The sequence below is a fragment of the Streptomyces sp. GESEQ-35 genome (assembly GCF_017948485.1).
Classification (GTDB): domain Bacteria; phylum Actinomycetota; class Actinomycetes; order Streptomycetales; family Streptomycetaceae; genus Streptomyces.
Genome location: NZ_JAFFSX010000007.1, coordinates 23427 through 37626 on the forward strand (window position 1 = coordinate 23427; position 14200 = coordinate 37626).

General features: G+C 71.0%; 11 protein-coding genes. 6 read left to right on the forward strand and 5 right to left on the reverse strand.

Features of this window, described 5'->3' with window-relative positions; translation table 11 throughout:
• Nucleotides 1-10 precede the first annotated feature (10 nt).
• On the reverse strand, nucleotides 11-1165 hold the full coding sequence (locus KCH87_RS15655; RefSeq protein WP_210586695.1) for a serine hydrolase domain-containing protein: 1155 nt from the start codon (nucleotides 1163-1165) through the stop codon (nucleotides 11-13).
• A complete protein-coding gene (locus tag KCH87_RS15660) occupies nucleotides 1162-3726 on the reverse strand; it encodes a M14 family zinc carboxypeptidase (protein WP_210586696.1) in 2565 nt (854 codons plus the stop codon). The genes KCH87_RS15655 and KCH87_RS15660 overlap by 4 nt, the downstream gene beginning before the upstream one ends.
• 168 nt (nucleotides 3727-3894) lie before the next feature.
• Here KCH87_RS15660 and KCH87_RS15665 point away from each other — a divergent pair, with 168 nt between their 5' ends.
• From KCH87_RS15665 to KCH87_RS15680, 4 genes are all read left to right on the forward strand, one after another.
• Entirely contained in the window at nucleotides 3895-4761 is an 867-nt protein-coding gene (locus KCH87_RS15665) for a hypothetical protein (RefSeq protein WP_210586697.1), read from the forward strand.
• Nucleotides 4762-4857: 96 nt separating this feature from the next.
• Nucleotides 4858-5331 carry a carboxymuconolactone decarboxylase family protein gene (locus KCH87_RS15670; protein WP_210586698.1) on the forward strand — a complete coding sequence of 158 codons (474 nt, stop codon included), beginning with the start codon at nucleotides 4858-4860 and terminating at the stop codon, nucleotides 5329-5331.
• A 316-nt stretch (nucleotides 5332-5647) separates the two neighbouring features.
• Entirely contained in the window at nucleotides 5648-6592 is a 945-nt protein-coding gene (locus KCH87_RS15675; RefSeq protein ID WP_210586699.1) for a TauD/TfdA family dioxygenase, read from the forward strand.
• A gap of 67 nt (nucleotides 6593-6659) precedes the next feature.
• Nucleotides 6660-7454 (forward strand): EI24 domain-containing protein, encoded by a 795-nt coding sequence (locus KCH87_RS15680; RefSeq protein WP_210586700.1) that lies wholly within the window; start codon nucleotides 6660-6662, stop codon nucleotides 7452-7454.
• Here KCH87_RS15680 and KCH87_RS15685 read toward each other — a convergent pair.
• Nucleotides 7444-8682, reverse strand: a complete 1239-nt coding sequence (locus KCH87_RS15685; protein WP_210586701.1) for a pyroglutamyl peptidase — start codon at nucleotides 8680-8682, stop codon at nucleotides 7444-7446. The two genes, KCH87_RS15680 and KCH87_RS15685, sit on opposite strands and share 11 nt — an antisense overlap.
• Before the next feature lie 251 nt (nucleotides 8683-8933).
• On the opposite strand from KCH87_RS15685, the gene KCH87_RS15690 reads away from it, so the two are divergent.
• Entirely contained in the window at nucleotides 8934-11372 is a 2439-nt protein-coding gene (locus KCH87_RS15690) for a glycoside hydrolase family 3 protein (protein WP_210586702.1), read from the forward strand.
• A gap of 155 nt (nucleotides 11373-11527) precedes the next feature.
• Here KCH87_RS15690 and KCH87_RS15695 read toward each other — a convergent pair whose 3' ends face one another.
• Together KCH87_RS15695 and KCH87_RS15700 are read right to left on the reverse strand one after the other, a co-directional pair.
• A complete protein-coding gene (locus tag KCH87_RS15695) occupies nucleotides 11528-12496 on the reverse strand; it encodes an aldose epimerase family protein (protein ID WP_210586703.1) in 969 nt (322 codons plus the stop codon).
• Nucleotides 12497-12544: 48 nt separating this feature from the next.
• Nucleotides 12545-13432, reverse strand: a complete 888-nt coding sequence (locus KCH87_RS15700; protein WP_210586704.1) for an SGNH/GDSL hydrolase family protein — start codon at nucleotides 13430-13432, stop codon at nucleotides 12545-12547.
• A 259-nt stretch (nucleotides 13433-13691) separates the two neighbouring features.
• Here KCH87_RS15700 and KCH87_RS15705 point away from each other — a divergent pair, with 259 nt between their 5' ends.
• Complete coding sequence (locus KCH87_RS15705) at nucleotides 13692-14186, forward strand: DUF3145 domain-containing protein (RefSeq protein ID WP_210586705.1); 495 nt, start codon at nucleotides 13692-13694, stop codon at nucleotides 14184-14186.
• Nucleotides 14187-14200: the final 14 nt, after the last annotated feature.

A 14200-nucleotide genomic window follows, 5' to 3' on the forward strand; every position in this document is an offset into this window, starting at 1 on the left:
GTGTTTGCGCTCAGCTTGCCAGTGTTGCCTTGTGGGCGGCCCTGACGAACCGTTCGTTCTCCGGAGCCGCGCCGCCCGGAAACGCGAACCGGCGGCGTGTGTAGCCGTACGCCAGGCCGCTCCTCGGGTCGGCGAAGGCCTGTGATCCGCCCGCCCCGCTGTGGCCGAACGTCCCCGCGCCCAGGAACGGGTACAGGTTGTCGGCCGTTGCCTGGAAGCCCAAGCCGTACGAGCGGTGCGCGCGGGACACCAGGTCGTAGCCGGTGGAGTGGATCTGGCCGACCTCGGCCGCGGTGTCCGGCTTCAGCAGTGGTGGCCGGCCGTCCACCTCGCTGATCGCCGCCGCGTACATTCCGGCGAGGCCACGCGCGGATGCCACGCCGCCTGCCGAGGCCTGGCCCTTGGCGCGTACGGTGCGGGAGTTGGCGAAGTCGTGCAGCTCGCCCGGGTCCGGGACGTGGGTGTTGTACGCGATCGAGGCCAGCGTGTGCGGGCCGGTCGGGGTTGCGTCCAGTTCGGCCTGCTCTTCCGGTGTCGGGGCCATCGGCTGTACCGGGCGGAAGCGGGGTTCCAGGGACTGGGGCAGGCCCAGGTGGAAGTCGAGGCCGTACGGCGCTCGCACCCGGTCCTCGAACAGCTCCTGGAGTGTCCGTCCCGTCGCCCGGCGCGCCACCTCGCCGGTGAGCGCGCCGATGACGTAGGCGTGGTAGCCGAAGGCCGTGCCGGGGCGCCAGAACGGGCGCTGGTCCGCCAGCCGTTCGGCGATCACCCGGTCGTCGGCCAGCTCCTCGGGCGAGAAGCCGGCGTCGAGACCGATCAGGCCCGCCCGGTGCGCCACCAGGTCACGCAGGGTGAGGGCGGCCTTGCCCTCGGCGCTGAACTCCGGCCAGTAGTAGGTCACTTTGCGGTCGAGTTCGAGCGTGCCTTCCTGCACGAGAAGCGCGACCACCAGGTGGGCGGCGCCCTTGGTGCACGAGTACACGCCGTAGAGCGATGTCGCGTCGACGCCGTCGCCCGCCCACAGGTCGACGACTCTGCGGCCGTGCGCGTACGCGCACAACTGCCCCTCGTAGTCGGCACGTTCCGTCGCCACGAAGGCGGCGAACTCCTCGCGTACCGCCTCGAAGCCGTCCGCGACGGTGCCGTGGATCTCCTTCGTCGTCACCCACCACTCTCCTCACTCGCCGGCGCCACGGCGAACAATGCCCGGGCGACCTGCGCGAATTCCCCCTTCGGATGGTCCCGGAAGAGGGGTTCGGTGCCGAACAGCACGGCACCTGGACCGCTGACGACCGAGGCCTGCCCGGCCGCCGCGCCCGGACCGCCGGAGCCGTCCTCCAACGGCCGCCAGTGCCCGGAGACCAGCGGGTTCCCGGCCGCGTACGACTGCTCCACCCGCACCTCGGGCCCGAGGTCGGTGAACCAGACGGGCGCGTACACGAACCCGTGCTCCGGAGCGCCACCGGTGATCGGCCCGTCCGCGTTCACCACGCGCACCACGCCGTTGGCGTCCCCGTTGCCCTCGACGGGTTTGGCGGCCAGCGGACCGGCCGCGGAGTTGAGTTCCGCGCCCGTGGCACCTCGGCCGACGAGGCCGTGGCCGGTGAGGAAGGCGTCGAGTGCCGTGCGGGCAGCCGGATCCAGGCCGTCGTAGGACAGTCCGGCCGATACGAAGAGGACGTCCGCCTTCGACCAGTCGAAGCCCGCGTTGAGGATGCCGGTCGAGACGGGCGTGACCTCGAAGTTCATCTCCCGCAGTGCGAACAGCTCGCCCGCCGTGACGGCGGCGGCCACCCGTAGCCGGCGCAGCTCGGTGGTGCCGCGGGCGTGCGTCGCGTCGAAGGCCACGTCGTACGTCCGTGCCGCGGTGGCGGCGGCCTTGCGTGCGGACGACGGGACGATCGCGCTGCCGTCCGCTGCACGGCGTACCGAAATGCCCTGCTGGAGAAGGTCGTTGAGGGCCGCGAGTTCCTGTGGGGTGTCCAGGCGGAGACGCAGGGTGCCGCGCGGGGCGACGTATCCGACGGACGCGGCCGCGTCCACGGCGCGCAGTGCGCCGTACGGAAGGCTCCCGCGCTGTGCGGACTCCACCGTGGCGCCCCACAGACGGCCGAGGCTCCAGCCCGAGATGTCGTACATCACCGACACCTTGTCGCTGATGTCGGTGCCGTCGGCCAGGAGGACGTTCGCGAGGCCGCGCTTGGACTGGTGCATGTCGACGACGTAGGAGCCGGCGGAGTAGGCGCGTCCGGCCAGGCGGAAGGGGCGGGTCGCGCGGGTGACGCCGATGTCGTTGGCGAGGAGGTGGTCCACGAGGCGGGCCGCCGCGGTGGCGGAGCGCTGGGAGCGGGCGCCCGCCGGAATGACGTAGGCGCGGGGGAAGTTCGTGGTGTAGACGTCCTCGGGGCCGATCCCGGGGACGCCCGGGACCGTTTCCTCCGACACCGGGACCTGCGCCTCGCCCGCCGCGCCACGCCGGAAGACCTCGATCTGGTCGGCGATCAGTGTGCCGCGGTGGGTGCGGGTGAAGTCGAGGGTGGCGCGGATGGCGGCGCCCGCTACGTCTACGTTGACGGCTGACCTGCGGCGCAGCTCCGCGGTCGGGAGAGTGTCGTACTCCTCGTTGTTCACCGCGAGCGGGATCTCCACGGTGTGCGCGGCGACCGTGCCCTGGAAGGCCGCGTACTGCGGGGTGAAGATGGGCGGCCAGTCGTCCCAGCCCTCCTCCTGGTCCCGGAACGGGATCTGGGCGGGCTCGACGCCGTCCTTCTCCGGGGTGTAGCCGAGGCCGTTGACGGCGGACTCCATGCCGAGGGCGTTGGCGTAGGTGTTCTTCAGGAACAGGTCGTACTCGTAGTTCTCGCCGTGCGGGGGAGTGGTGGGCTCGATGAGCGTGCCGTTGACGTAGCCGTGCAGGTCGAGCATGACGGCGGGTTGCTTGTCGATCTGGATCTGGCGCATCGCGCGCACCTCGGGCTGCGAGGCGGTGGCGAAGTCCCGGTTCATGTCGAAGCCGTTGGCGTTCGTGCGGGTGCCGGCGATACGGCCGTCCGGGTTGGCCGTGATGTTGAAGTAGAGGCGGGAGCGGGACAGAAGGTCCCTCGTCTTCGCGTCCTTCGCGGTCGCCAGCTGCTCGATGAGGCCGAGGGAGGCGTCGGTGCCCTCCCACTCGTTGCCGTGGATGTTGTTGTTCACGAAGAGCGGGACTTTGTAACTCGACTTGATCTCATGGGACTTGGCGGCGGCTGCGGGTGCCCTCTCGATCAACTCGCGCATCCGCTCCTGGGAGCGGGCCTGACGTGCGCTCTCCGGCGCGGTGACCGTGACGAGGTAGAGGCGGTGCCCGCCGGCCGAGCGGCCCGCGACCTCTACGCTCACCCGGTCGCCGAGCGCCTGAAGGGCGTTCAGCTTCGGGGCGATCGCGTGGTACGGGGTGAGGCCGAGCTTGATGGACTTGTCGGCGGGGTTCGGCGGGTCGGGGGTCAGGACCTGCTCGCGGGGATAGCCGTAGGAGGAATCGGTCCTGCTCGCCGGGGTGTTGAGCGCGCGCAGGGCCGCGCTCGCCGGGGTCTGGGCGGCCTGCCGGTCGAGCGCCGGACCCTCCCGGGTGACCGGCTTCGGGTCGGCCCCGGCGATACCGGGGGTGAGGAGAAGTGAGCCCGCCGTGGTGAGGGCGAGGGCGGTGATCAGGACGGGTCTCGCAGGGGTGGTTCTCGTGGTGCGCACGCGTACCTCCTATGAGCTTCCTGAGATCGGTACGGCGAGATCTACCTGTTCGACTCAACGGCAACAAGAGGGAGTCCGTGTCGCGGATGCCCCGGATGGCGCATCCCTGCCCGGGCGAACGGGGCATGCTGAGGGTGCCCGGCGGCGCGCTCAAGGCTTGGAGAGCCCATGGCAACGATCCCTTCGCTCCCCAGCAGGGACGAGATGCTGCGCATGGCCCGCAGCACGACCGACATCACCGGCCAACTCCTCGACACGGCGGGGAACATCACCAGAATCGCCATCAACACCTTCGACCCACGGGACGGTTCGGGCGCGGAAGTGCTGCGCGTCCTGCGCGAGACCACCGCCGAACTCGCCGAGGCGAGCGCCTCCCCGCAGGCCCAGGAAGCCTTCTACCGCATCGTCGACACCCTCACCCGGCTCGGCACCAGCGGCGCCCCGCTCGCCGTGCACCCGGTGAGCGAACCGGTCCAGGCGCTGCTGACGGCGCTGAGCGACAGCCTGCTGCCGGTGCTGGACGCGGTGGAGCCGGCGGTGCAGGAGTTCACCACCGCCCTCGGCGACTTCGTCGAGGCGACGTCACCGCTGCTGCCCGCGGCGGCGGGTCTGGCCGCGGGCCTGCTGCTCGCCCTCACCCCGCTGATCCGGGCGGCGACCGAGGTCCTGCACGAGTCGACCCCCGAACTCCGCCGTGCCGCCGACGCGTTGACGTCCGCGCTGGCCCCGCTGATGCCGCTCCAGGTGGCCCTGGCGGAGCGTGCGGCCGCTGCCGGCGCAGGCCTCGTACGCGCCACGCTCCCGCCGCTCGCCGACCTCACCGAAGCGGCGGCCGCGACCACCAAGGCGGCCCGGCCGGTTCTGATCGCCGGGGAGGAACTGCTGGTGTCGGCCCTGGAGGCGGTCCAGCCCCTGCTGCTGGCCGGCGCCTCCCGCGCGGGGCGCGTGGCACGGGTGACGGCGGTACGGGTGACGGCGGCGGTGTCGCCCGCGGCCGATCGGGGTGTGGTGGTGGCGGTCGCTGTGGGGGGTTGAGGCAGGGAGACGCAGGTCACATCTGGTGGTGTCACATCGTGCCGGGGTCGTTCCGTCATAGCTGTGCAGCCAACGAAAACGGCATAGGAGACCACCATGAGTGCTCGTTTGGACGCCTTCAGCAGCCCGACCGCGATGAAGGTCATGAAGCACCTCATCGCGGCGGACAAGGTGCTCAAGGACTCGACACTGCCGGTCGCGACGCAGGAGCTGGTGAAGCTCCGCGCCAGTCAGATCAACGGGTGCGGCTACTGCACCGACATGCACTTCAAGGACGCCGTCGCCGCCGGTGAGACCGTCCATCGTCTCAATCTGGTCGCGGCCTGGCGGGAGGCCACGCTCTTCACCGAGGCCGAGCGCGCCGCGCTGGAGCTGGCGGAGGAGGGCACCCGCCTCGCGGATGCGGCCGGTGGTGTCACGGACGAGGTATGGGCGAACGCCGTCAAGCACTACGACGAGGAACAGCTCGCCGCCCTCGTGAGCGGGATCGCCATCATCAACGCCTTCAACCGGGCGAACGTCATCCTCCAGCAGCCCGCCGGCGACTACCAGCCCGGCCAGTTCGGCTAGCCGGAAGAGCCCGACCCGGGGGCCGGTCACCGTGCGGTGGCCGGCCCCGGCGTCGCCGGCAGGGCTGGCGCGCCATTGACAGGACAAAGGGGGACCCACACAATCATCGACATGATCGGGCACTGGTTCGACACGACGACGGGGCCTCTGCGCGCCCCTGATCGAACCGGTTGCGAACGCTCCGGTCGCTAGTCCGGTTGCCGCCGAGCCGTGTGCTCGCTGCGCGCAACGCCCTTTCGTTCGCGGCGCTCGAAAGCACGCGTGTCTCACGCCGGCTGACGTCTGCCAACGCACACCGCGAACGAGGAGAGACTCCATGACCGTGACCGTTCCACCTGCCGGATCGCCGACGGTGCTGCGCGAGGCGCGCGTGCCGGACGGCGGGATGTACGAGGGAGCGAGAACGCTGCGGCGGCTGCCCGAAGGGCGGCAGGAACAGCCGTACCGGCACATCGAACTCATCCCACAGGGATGCACCATCGGGGCCGAGGTGCGGGGCATCGACCTCTCACGCCCGCTCGGCCCCGCCCTGCGCGAGGAGCTGAACCGCGCCCTGCTGGAGTGGAAGGTCCTCTTCTTCCGCGCCCAGCACCTCACCTCCGCGCAGCAGCGCGACTTCGCCCGCAACTGGGGCGAGTTGGAGACCAACCCGCTGCTCGCCCGCGGGGCCGGCGAGGACGTGGTGCGCTTCGACAAGGGCGGCGACGCCACCCCCACCTTCGAGAACGTCTGGCACGCCGACGTCACCTTCCGTGAGCGGCCCGCGCTCGGCGCCGTGCTCCAGCTGCGCGAGGTCCCGCCGTTCGGCGGGGACACCATGTGGGCGGACATGGCCGCCGCGTACGACAACCTGCCGCAGGAGGTGAAGGACCGTATCGACGGCGCCACCGCCGTGCACGACTTCATCCCCGGGTTCGCCCGCTTCTACGGCCCCGAGCGACTCGCGCCGTTCCAGGACGCGTTCCCGCCCGTGGAGCACCCGGTGGTACGCACCCATCCGGAAACCGGCCGCCGGCTGCTCTTCGTCAACACCTCCTTCACCACCCGGATCACAGGGATGGAGCGAGAGGAGAGCGACAGCCTGCTGCGCTATCTCTTCCAGCAGGCGCACGTCCCGGAGTACCAGGTGCGGTTCCGCTGGCAGCCCGGCGATGTCGCCTTCTGGGACAACCGCGCCACCCAGCACTACGCCGTCAACGACTACGGCACGCACCGCCGCGTGGCCGAACGCGTCGCCATCGTCGGCGACCGCCCCTTCTGACCGAGGCCCCGCACTTTCCCGGCAGCCCGCCCCATCACTGTCAGTGGTCCCCGATAGAGTTTTCTCCATGCGCGATCTTGGGGTGGGCTTCAACTACCTTCTGAAGGGCCAGCGCTGGGTGGCCCAACACGGCAAGCAGTACGGCTTCGGGCTGGTCCCGGGCCTGATCACGCTCGTCCTCTATGCGGCGGCGCTGGTCGCCCTGGCGCTGTGGGGCGAGGACTTCGTGTCCTGGGCGACGCCCTTCGCCGACGACTGGTCGAGCCCGTGGCCCGGCCTCTTCCGCGGCTTCCTCCTCGCCGTCCTGTTCGCGCTCGGCCTCCTCCTCTCCGTCCTCACCTTCACCGCGGTCACCCTCCTGATCGGCGAGCCGTTCTACGAGAGCCTCTCCGAGAAGGTCGACCGGGACGTCTCCCCGGACGGCACCGCACCGGAGTCCGGCCTGTCGCTCTGGCAGGAACTGTGGATCTCGGGCCGCGACAGCCTGAGAGTCCTCGTGCGGGCCGCGCTCTGGGCCGTCCTGCTCTTCGGCTGCGGCTTCATCCCGTTCGTCGGCCAGACGGTCGTCCCGGTGATCGGCTTCTTCGTCACCGGCTTCTTCCTCACCGAGCAGCTCACCGCCGTCTCCCTCCAGCGCCGCCGCGTCGACCTGCGCGCCCGCCTCACCCTGCTCCGCTCCCGCAAGACCCTGGTCTGGGGCTTCGGCACGCCCCTCGCCCTGGCCTTCGTGGTCCCGTTCGTCGCCGTGTTCCTGATGCCGGGCGCGGTCGCGGGCGCCACGCTGATGGCCCGCGACCTGGCCGGCGAGGCGACCGTCGAGGACGGCGCCGGGGACCCCGAGGAGGAGGAAGTCACCCGGTGACGGCCACCGTCAGGATCGCCCGCACCTGAGCGATGATGTCCAGCCGGTTCTGCACAAACGCCGGGTCGGTGACGGCCCCGGTCGCCGGGTCGGTGTTGCCCGTGCCGAACTGGAGCACCGGCGTGTGGACATGCCCGCCCGGCAGTGAGTCATGCAATCCGAGCCGGTCCCGCAACAGCGTGGCCCGGTAGGCGATCTCGTTGGACAGATAGTCGCCGCCGCCCCCGGCACGGGCCGTCGAACCGGGAGTCGGTCCGTCCGGCCGTACGACGGGCTGGGTGCCGCCCGCCGGGATCTCGGTCACGCTCGTGTTGTCGTACACGGGGAACCGTCCGGTACTCGCGGCCACGATCGCGGTGTACGGCAGGGTGGTCGTCGTCCACTGCGGCTGCGAGGCCGGGTCGGTGACCGGGACGGTCTCGGGCGTGCCGGTGTTCTCGTTGTCGCCGAACCCGCCCCGCCAGGCTCCGTTGGTCCGCTCGACGTCGAACCGCCCGACCCGCCCCTGGCTCACGGTCGTGAACAGGTCGACCTTCGGGAGGTACGGCCGCAGCGCCCGCTCGACCGTCCCCTGCGCGAAGTCCCGCCACCGCACCGGGAACACGGCGGTCTCGACCCTTGCCGGACCCTCCGCCGTCTCGATCACCGTGCCGTCGAGGGCCAGCGCGGTCGCCCCGGACGGGTTGGAGATCCGGACGTCCCGGTCCAGCGTGAACGGGTCGAAGCCGGTGACCAGAATCCGCTTGAGCCCCTTGCCCTGCGGATAGCGGATGGCGGTCTGCCCGCGCGAGTTCCGCTCCAACGTGTCGATCAGCGCGGCCCGTTGGGTGTCGCTCAGCCCGAACTCCGCCTCCCAGGTGCGCACTTCCCGCGTCATACCGAGCCGCGCCCAGTACAGCGGCCGGTCGTCGTCCCGGCTCAGATCCCCGCCCGCGGGGACTCGCCCCTGCGCCCGCGCAACGGCCCGCTGCCACAGCGCCGCACCCTGCCGCTCGACGACCAGGCGGGCCTGCGCATACGACTCCGTCGCAGCGAGCGCCCGCGCGAACTCCGGCGTCACCGTGTCGAATCCGGAACGCCTGAGGATCTCCTGCGGTTGCGCCTTGTCGAGCCGCAGCTCCTCGACCGTCGGAGCCGGCGCGGTGTCCGCTGTCGCAGTCGCCGGGGCCGCGAGCCCCGCCAGCAGTGCCAGTCCGAGTACGCCGATCCGAACACGTATGGAATACAAGGGGTTCAGGTCCTTCCGTCGCTTTGGGGAGCGTGCTCGGAAGTATGGCGTGACGGGAGGGACATGGGTAGATCAGAGATAGGAGGCGACCGCTTCCCGCAGTACCCCGATGAACAACGACCGCCAGGTCCCGCCACTGTGTGTTCGGCACGGCGTCCCACTGGTCCCGCTCCTCCAGGACCGCGACGATTCCATCGCGGGCGGCCGAGGCAGGATTGAGGCGTCCACGGACTCAATGAGGAGGCACCCCGATGGCGGGAACCCGCAGCCAGGCCGATGAAGCGCGCGAGGCGGTCGTCGAGGCCGCGCTCGGCAGGCTCGACCTCGACGCGAAGGCGCGGCTGTTGTCCGGCCAGGACATGTGGTCGCTGCCCGCGCTGCCTCAGATCGGCCTGAAGTCCCTGGTCATGTCGGACGGCCCGATCGGCGTCCGGGGTGTGCGCTGGACCGCCGACGACCCCTCCGTCGCCCTGCCCTCCCCGACCGCGCTCGCCGCGACCTGGGACCCGGAACTCGCCCGCCGCGCCGGCACGCTGCTCGCGCAGGAGGCCCGCCGCAAGGGCGTCCATGTGCTCCTCGCTCCCACGGTCAATCTCCATCGCTCCCCGCTCGGCGGCCGCCACTTCGAGGCCTACAGCGAGGACCCGTACCTCACCGGTCTGATCGGCGCGGGCTATGTGAACGGCGTCCAGTCCGGCGGCGTCGGCACCACCGTCAAGCACTTCGTCGCCAACGACGCCGAGACCGACCGCTTCACGGTCGACAACGTGGTCTCCCAACGCGCCCTGCGCGAGCTGTATTTGGCGCCCTTCGAGATCATCGTCGAGAACGCCCACCCCTGGGGCATCATGACCGCGTACAACAAGGTCAACGGCACGACGATGACCGAGCACCGTCACCTGGTGAACGAGATCCTGCGCGGCGAATGGGGCTTCGACGGCTTCAATATCTCCGACTGGATGGCCGCCCGCTCCACCACCGGCGACATCGAGGGCGGTCTCGACGTCGCCATGCCCGGCCCGGACACGGTGTACGGCGAGGCCCTCGCGACGGCCGTACGCGACGGCAAGGCCGACGAGGCCACGGTCGACGCCGCCGTACGCAACGTTCTGCGCCTCGCCGCCCGCGTCGGCATCCTGGACGGCGCCGACCCGGTCGTCACCGAACTGCCGGACTCTGTCGACGGCGAGGCGCTGGCCCGCGAGATCGCCCGCCGCGGCTTCGTCCTCGTGCGCAACGAGAATCGAGCCCTCCCGCTGCGGCCCAAGGGCACGGTGGCGCTCATCGGCGCCGCCGCCCGCGACGCCCGGGTCCTCGGCGGCGGCTCGGCCACCGTCTTCCCCAGGCACACCGTCTCCCCGCTCGACGGCCTCACCGCCGCCCTCCCCGAAGGCGCCCTCACCTACGCCGTCGGCGCCGACCCCAACACCGAACTCGCCGTCGCCGACAAGGGATTCGAGTTGCGGGCGGTGTGCCGGGACGCCGAGGGCACCGTCATCGGCACCGCCTCCGCGCCGGGCGGCCAGATCCAGTGGATGGGTTCGGACCTCCCCGAGGGCGTCACGCACGATCGCCTGCACACCGTCGAACTGACCGGCACCTTCACCCCGCGCGAGACCGGCCCGCACACCTTCGGCATCAAGGGCATCGGCGCCTTCGAGCTCACCATCGCCGGCACGACGTACTACGACGACGTCCTGCGCCCCGCCAAGGACGACCCCTTCATCTCCTTCTTCGGCGCCCCGGCGCCCGTCGGTCTGCCCGAACTGACCGCGGGGGAACCGGTCGAGGTCTCCCTGACCTACGTGGTGGCCTTCCGCGAGGACATCCCCATGAAGGTCGTCGGCTTCGCCCTCGCCCATCAGGAGCCGCAGCGCGACCCGGACGAGCTGATCGCCGAGGCCGTCGCGGCCGCCCGCGCCGCCGACACGGCCGTCGTTGTGGTCGCCACCACCGAACGCGTCGAGTCCGAGGGCTACGACCGCAAGGACCTGGGGCTCCCCGGCCGCCAGGACGACCTGGTCCGCGCGGTCGCCGCCGCCAACCCGAACACGGTCGTGATCGTCAACTCCGGTTCCCCGGTGGAGCTGCCGTGGCGTGACGACGTGGCCGCGGTGCTGCTGAGCTGGTTCCCCGGCCAGGAGGGCGGCACGGCTCTCGCCGACGTACTCACCGGCGCCCACGAGCCCGGCGGCCGCCTGCCCACCACCTGGGGCTCGTTCACCGACGCCCCGGTCACCCAGGTCGTCCCGGCCGGCGGCCGACTCCCGTACAGCGAGGGCGTGTTCATCGGCTACCGCGCCTGGGAGAAGGAGGGCCGCACCCCGTCGTACCCCTTCGGCCACGGCCTCGGCTACACCGGCTGGACGTACGAGTCGGTCGAGGTCGAGGGCGCGACGGTACGGGTTCGGGTGCGCAACTCCGGGGAGCGCGCGGGCCGCGAGGTCGTCCAGGTCTACCTGGCGCCGGGCGAGCCCGACGGCGAGCGCCCGGCCCGCCTGCTGGCCGGTTTCGCGAGCGTCGAGGCCGCGCCCGGCGAGAGCGTCGAGGTGACCGTGGAACTCCCGCGCCGCGCGTTCGAGATCTGGGACGAGATGACCATGGCGTGGTCCTTTGTGAAGGGTTCGTACGAGATCCAGGCCGGCCGCTCGATCACGGACCGCCGCCTCACCGCGACGATTACCGTCTGAGGCGGGACAGGACTTCGGGACGAGTCTCCCCACAAACAGCCCCGGCCCGGGCCCTGACACCCGGGCCGGGGCTCGTGCCCCGTAAGGGGCGCGGGGAACTGCGCGACCAGCCCCCACCGGCCCGCGGACAAACGAACCCCGTACCCAGCGGAGCGCTACCGCGCAGAGAAGCCGTACACCGTCTCCGAGCGGAACACCTCACCCGGCCGCAACACCGTGCTCGGGAACTCCGGCCGGTTGGGGGAGTCCGGGAAGTGCTGGGTCTCCAGCGCGACGCCGTCGCCGGGAGCGAAGGGCTCGCCCAGGTGGTCCGCGGTGTAGAGCTGGAGGCCGGGCTCGGTGGTCGCGACCGTCAGCGCACGCCCGGACGCGGGGTCGTACACCTCGGCCACCTGCACGGGAGCCGACGTCACCCCCTTGTCGAGCACGAAGTTGTGGTCGTACCCGGCGCCGACCTTGCGCTCCACACGGAAGTCGAAGCGGGTGCCCTCGACGGGGGCGACACCGGTCGGGATCAGATCCGCGTCAACCGGTGTGAACCGCGACGCGGCGATCCGCAGCTCGTGCCCGCTCGCGTCGCCCGAGCCGCTCAGGTTCCAGTACGAGTGGTTCGTCAGGTTCACCACGGTCGGCGCGTCGGTGACCGCCTCGTACGCGATCCGCAGTGATCCGGCGGTGTCCAGCGTGTACGTGGCGGAGACCTCGAGCCGTCCCGGGAACCCCTCCTCGCCGTGCGGGCTGACGCGCGCGAGCCGCACCCCGTGCTCGACCGGCGTCACATCCCACACCCGCTTGTCGAAGCCGCGCTCACCGCCGTGCAGCGAGTTGGGCCCGTTGTTCGGCGCCAGCGCATACGTCACGCCGTCCAGCGGGAAACGGCCGCCCGCGATCCGGTTCGCGTACCGCCCGATCAGAGCACCGAAGTACGGCCCCGGATGCGCCGGATAGCCCTCCAGGTCGGCGAACCCCAGCACCACGTTCCCCGGGCGCCCCTCCCGGTCAGGCACCTCGACCGACTGCACGATCCCGCCGTACGACAGAATCCGCACGCGGACGCCCGCGCGCTCCAGGGTCCAGCGGTGGACAGGGGTGCCGTCGGAAAGTGTGCCAAAGAGTTCGTTCATGTTCGGAACTCTAATTCGGAACCCTCGCCCACGCCTTCGAGCCCCGGTTCACGCCTTCTTCGCGGTGACCGCCCGATAGGCGATCTCGGCGAGCCGCGCCTGTCCGTTCACACTCGGGTGGAACCAGTCCCAGTGGCTCAACTGGTCGGTGCCGAAGCGGTACTCGTACACCGCGCCGCCGTCGAAGCGGCAGTGGCGGTCCTTGGCACAGACCTCCTCCAGCACTTCGTTGTACGCCTTCACCCGCTCCTGCACCGTGTCGCGCCGCTCGGTCGCCGCCGCGTCCAGCGCGTCCGCGTCGTCCAGCATCGACGGGCAGATGCCCAGCTTCCACACCTGCTTGCCCATCGGATTGGTCCGCCCCTCGGACCACAGCCGCTTCAGGTCCGGCACGCTCGCCACAAACACCTGAGCCTTGGGCAGAGCAGTGCGCAGCGTGCTCATCGCGTCCTCGAACCGATTCCGGAAGTCGTCCACCGAGGTCATCGCCGACGTGCTGGCCCGACAGGCGTCGTTCGCCCCCGCCATCACCGTCACCAACTGCGGCTTCCGGGCCACGGCCTGTGCCATCTGCCCGGGCACGTCCGCCATCAGCGCCCCGGTCTCGGCGTAGTTCCAGCTGCGCTCGGCGGCCTGTGCCCTGCCCAGCAGCCGTACGGCGAGACTGTCCACGTCCTCCCTGCTGCCGGTCGCCCAGGAGGCCTCGGGGCAGTCGGACAGGACCGCACAGGCGTCGAATCCACGGGTGATGGAGTCGCCCACGGCGGCGATCGAGCTGGGGCTGCGGTCCCAGGCCGGCGTCGGCTTCACCTGCTTGGCCTCGGTGCCTCTGGGGCTGGGGGAGTCACCACCGACCGCGTCGCAACCGGCAACGCCCAGGACTGCCGCCACCAGGGCGGCGAGCACGGCTGTCGAACGGTGGCTGCGCCTGCGCATCCCCTGGTGATCCCCTCGCTCGACGTGCACTGCTACTCCCCCCATAACAACGCGTGGGAGTTCCCGACCGCACGAGATGCAACGCCGCACCCCCGTACAAGCGTCCTGCCGGGTGAATGGCGGGCGTTTCACGGCACCGGGACCGACGGTACGTCACACTCCTTGCGCCGTCGCACGGTAGCCTCGCCATCAAACGTGGCTTCTGCCACTGCCGTTCCGCCAGTTCGCAAAGATGGTCCCGCTCAGTCCGGAGGTCCCGGTGACGACACGTGGAGTTCTGTACGTGCACTCCGCGCCGCGCGCGCTGTGCCCGCATGTCGAGTGGGCCGTCGCCGGGGTGCTCGGCACTCGCGTCAACCTCGACTGGATCCGGCAGCCGGCGGCCCCCGGCACCTGGCGCTCCGAGTTCTCCTGGCAGGCCGAGCCGGGCACCGCCTCCAAGCTGGCGTCCGCCCTGCGCGGCTGGCACCTCCTGCGCTTCGAGGTCACCGCCGAGCCCTGCCCCACCGCCGAGGGCGAGCGCTACAGCTGCACCCCAGACCTGGGCATCTTCCACGCCGTCACCGGCATCCACGGCGACATCCTCATCCCGGAAGACCGCCTGAGAGCAGCCCTGGTCCGCTCCCAACGAGGAGAAACGGACCTGGAGGCCGAACTGGCCAAGCTCCTCGGCAAGCCCTGGGACGACGAGTTGGAGCCGTTCAGGTACGCGGGCGAGGGCGCCCCGGTGAGATGGCTACACCAGGTGGTGTGAGGCTTTTAGGGGCG